At 53.2% G+C, this 3,334-nt stretch carries 4 protein-coding genes; all 4 read right to left on the bottom strand.

Annotated features, from left to right (window positions below; all coding sequences use genetic code 11):
* Positions 1 to 195: 195 nt before the first annotated feature.
* Entirely contained in the window at positions 196 to 369 is a 174-nt protein-coding gene (locus MRX98_RS21530; RefSeq protein WP_246915144.1) for a hypothetical protein, read from the bottom strand.
* Positions 370 to 402: 33 nt separating this feature from the next.
* Positions 403 to 1,221, bottom strand: coding sequence for an ExeA family protein (locus tag MRX98_RS21525; RefSeq protein ID WP_246915141.1), 819 nt, complete (start codon positions 1,219 to 1,221; stop codon positions 403 to 405).
* A gap of 12 nt (positions 1,222 to 1,233) precedes the next feature.
* Entirely contained in the window at positions 1,234 to 2,454 is a 1,221-nt protein-coding gene (locus tag MRX98_RS21520; RefSeq protein ID WP_246915138.1) for a DDE-type integrase/transposase/recombinase, read from the bottom strand.
* Positions 2,455 to 2,532: 78 nt separating this feature from the next.
* Entirely contained in the window at positions 2,533 to 3,039 is a 507-nt protein-coding gene (locus MRX98_RS21515) for a hypothetical protein (protein WP_246915135.1), read from the bottom strand.
* Positions 3,040 to 3,334 lie beyond the last annotated feature (295 nt).

The raw sequence follows: 3,334 nt of genomic DNA, 5'->3' as shown, positions 1-3,334 counted from the left end.
TGTAGATTGTCACGCTATTCTCCCCAAGTAATGTCACGGTATTTTAACTATCGTAACACTCAGGTCAAAGAAGGACGATGAAAAAGGAAAGGGCCTGGCAGCGCCAAGCCCTTTTGATAGTAGACACCAGTCTACCGCACCGGATTATCCCTTGACGCCGGAGTCCCCCCTCGTGCGCCTCTGTTTCATCCGGATTTAAAACGGTTGGGTATCCTCATTCGTTGTTTGGCTTAGCATATCAGCAGGTTGAAGATTGTCGTTCAATCTTTCCAAAGCAGCGATGATGCGGTCAAGGACGAATATTTCAATTTGCCTTGCGATCAGCTCGCACTTTTGTTCATATTCATACTCTTGCTCAGGGTCAAGCATTGCATGGCCTCCTTTGTGTTGTTGTGCATTGCGCTATGCAATGAGCTCACAATCGGTAAACAACCCAGCGCTTACGCACTTTTCATTGCGGTAAAAGGCTTCGCTTAGCAGCAATGTCCCCAGGTTCATGATCTGTCGCCGGTTGCCGTGGCAGTGAGCGGCGATCAGAGACATGGCATCGGCTTCAAACAAGTCCTTGGGAGCTTTGGCACAGCCAATTCGAAAGGCGACGAACTGCTCGGTCTCGGTTTGGCTCAACGGCTCGATGCGAAAGTTCACTGTCAAGCGGGTGCGGATGGGTGTCATAACCGCCAATTGCATCTGTTTGGCGAGCATATCGTCGCCGACGATGATCAAGGAAGCAGCCGTGGCCTTTTTGGGGGGGCAGACAATCAACGAGCAAAGGTCCATCAACGACTCGCGTTCGAGTAGCTGGGCATCATCGATCAGGATCACCGGATGGATCGGATGCTTGCCGGTTGCCATCATGCCGATGTGCTTTTGCAGTTTTACTAAAAGCGGCACGGCCCGGGTGTTGGTTTCCACGCCGAGTTGTTCGCCGACGGTTTTGAGCAGCGCCGTTCTTTGCAAACCGCCGTAATGGATGTAAATCCCTTGGTAGTAATTGGGATCCAGGTTGGCCAGCAGGTGCTGAACCAGGGTGGATTTGCCGGAGCCGGAAGGACCGGTGAGGGCAAAGCTTTTTCCATGCTGCAAAAGCTGCAGGCCTTGGTCGGCGATACGCCGGTCCCGCTGGCTGTAATAAGGTGGGTCCAGGGGCCAGGTATCTGCAAAGGGATGAAACTTCCAGCCGAAGTGTTCGGCCAGGCTCTGGTGGTTGCTCGGGGTCATGGTTTTTGTCTCCTATCTGTGGGCAAAGCTCGGGTTGTCAAAGCGATACGCATTGGCTGTCAGGTCCACGGCTTTGGCCAACTGCATGTGATCACCGTAATACAGGCGATCAAGGTCCCAGGGCATGTAATAAACGGTGACCCGGCCGCCGGGCAGACATCCGGGCACCTCGAAGGCCCTTTTGTGCACACGAATTGTTTGATCATTGTAGACCCGGCAGCGGCGTTTCAAGCGAAACAGCGATTCGATATCGGCCACTTCCGGCACCTGCCGGCACACAGAGTCGACACTGAGGCGTTTTTGCATGGGCGAGCATTGCAACGTGCTGTGAAGGCGGTGATGATAATCGTTGAGGTATTGGCTGAAAGCCGTGTTGATCGCATCGAAGGTTTTGTATTTTTCCTTGGCAAGAAACCGCTCTCTGACCGTGCGAAAGAATCTTTCCACCTTGGAGCGGCCCTGGGGGCGCCGGACAGGCGTGTGGGGTTGCTGCATGGACAGATTGGCACAGACGATTTTCAAGTGGCGGCTGTTGTAGGCCGAACCATTGTCCGTGTACAGCCGATGGGCGATGCCGTGGCGCCGCACGGCGGTCATCAATTCGACAATCAGGCTTTGCGTCGACTCCGAGGGATAAAACCGGCCGCTGACCACATAGCGGGTGCAATCATCGATGATGACATGCAGGTAGCTTTTGTGTTTTTTCTTGCCCGCATACAGCTTGGGACCATGCATGAAGTCTGCGATCCACATCTGACCGAACTTATCGAATTCAAAGGGTCGCAGTATCTCGGCGCCAATAAGGTGGGGATCGCGCATCAGGTTGTTGTCCCGGGCAAAGCGATACAAGGTGGATCGGCTCGGGCGGGTTTCGTCCCATAGTCTGTGTGCGACCAATTGCTCAAGCAGCAGCGCCAGTGTCCAGCGAGGATGCGCCCGGCGCAGTTCAAACATCGCATCGGCAAGGCATGCCGGAACATCATGGGTGCCCTTATCCGAGCGCTGTTTGTCGCAAAGCGCATCGAGACCGCCGTGGTTGAACCGGTGCAGCCACTTTCTGACGGCTTCGGCCGATACTGTCACCCAGCGGCCGTCATGGGGATGGATATAACGGTTTTGGGACACAACGGTGAGCATTTCACCCAACCGGGCATCGTTGGCATCGCGGTGCAAAAGCGGGCTGATAATCCCGTAACGCCACAAAGCCAGCACCATCTGTCTGTCGTCTTGCATAAGGGGACCTCCTTTGTTGAAAAGTTTGATCCCCTGTACGTAATCTATTGTATACAAACAACTTTTATGTTCTGTTGGTCACGCCGGGCCATAGCGTTCGGGGTAAAATTGCATGGCAAACATGCGGATAAAATCCGACCAGTGCGCCGGCGGATCGATGCACGGCAAAGGTGCCCAAACCGGTTCGGTTTTGGCCTCTTTTCCGATCCAGTCCAAAATGCGACGCCCCTTCTTGATGGCCCAATAAACCCTGGTGCGGCCGATGGCCATGTGTCGACAGATCCGAGCAATGGGCACCTGTTGATCCAGCAATTGCAGCAATACGGTTAGCAGGCACAGGGAAAAACGGGTGAACCGTAAAAACGGATGCGGCAAGATGGAAAACGTCCGACGGCAGTGGTCTCTTTTGCAAAAAAACCGCTGAATGCGAATTTGGCCCTGGCCGGAAAATTCATAGCGCTGATAGGTGCCGTATTTGATGATGTTGTCCTGGTTGTTGCACCAATGACAGGCAATGGGGCCGGTTTGATTTCTCTTGGCAATTTCATTCAGATCCAATACGATACTCAACAAGTGGTGGGGCATGGCTATTCTCCGTCTTTATTTGTAAAAATAAAGGGTTCACCGGATCAATAGCACATGCCCCCCCTTTTATCCCCCCCAAAGGGGGGAAAGGATCCAAGGCATGAGCGGTTCCTGCTGTCTGAACAGATCTGTTTCGATCAATGGACCTTCGATTGGCTTGGTCTGGGGGGTCAATGAATTGGCGGGCTATCTTACTTGCTGATTCTCAAGAAACGATACCTGTGGCTTGTCTATCCCGGTAACGCAAGTTGACATTTTTCTTCTTGTCTTAGGTCATCTAACGAGACTCCTTACA

The organism is Desulfatitalea alkaliphila, from assembly GCF_022968795.1.
GTDB lineage: Bacteria > Desulfobacterota > Desulfobacteria > Desulfobacterales > Desulfosarcinaceae > Desulfatitalea > Desulfatitalea alkaliphila.
Note: the sequence above shows the minus strand (reverse complement) of the source record. Positions and strands in the feature narration are given on the sequence as shown.

What these genes read in the sequence shown, in the direction of transcription:
- MRX98_RS21530 (WP_246915144.1), bottom strand. Translation starts at nt 369, where the DNA reads ATGCTTGACCCTGAGCAAGAGTATGAATATGAACAAAAGTGCGAGCTG.
- MRX98_RS21515 (WP_246915135.1), bottom strand. Translation starts at nt 3,039, where the DNA reads ATGCCCCACCACTTGTTGAGTATCGTATTGGATCTGAATGAAATTGCC.
- MRX98_RS21525 (WP_246915141.1), bottom strand. Translation starts at nt 1,221, where the DNA reads ATGACCCCGAGCAACCACCAGAGCCTGGCCGAACACTTCGGCTGGAAG.
- MRX98_RS21520 (WP_246915138.1), bottom strand. Translation starts at nt 2,454, where the DNA reads ATGCAAGACGACAGACAGATGGTGCTGGCTTTGTGGCGTTACGGGATT.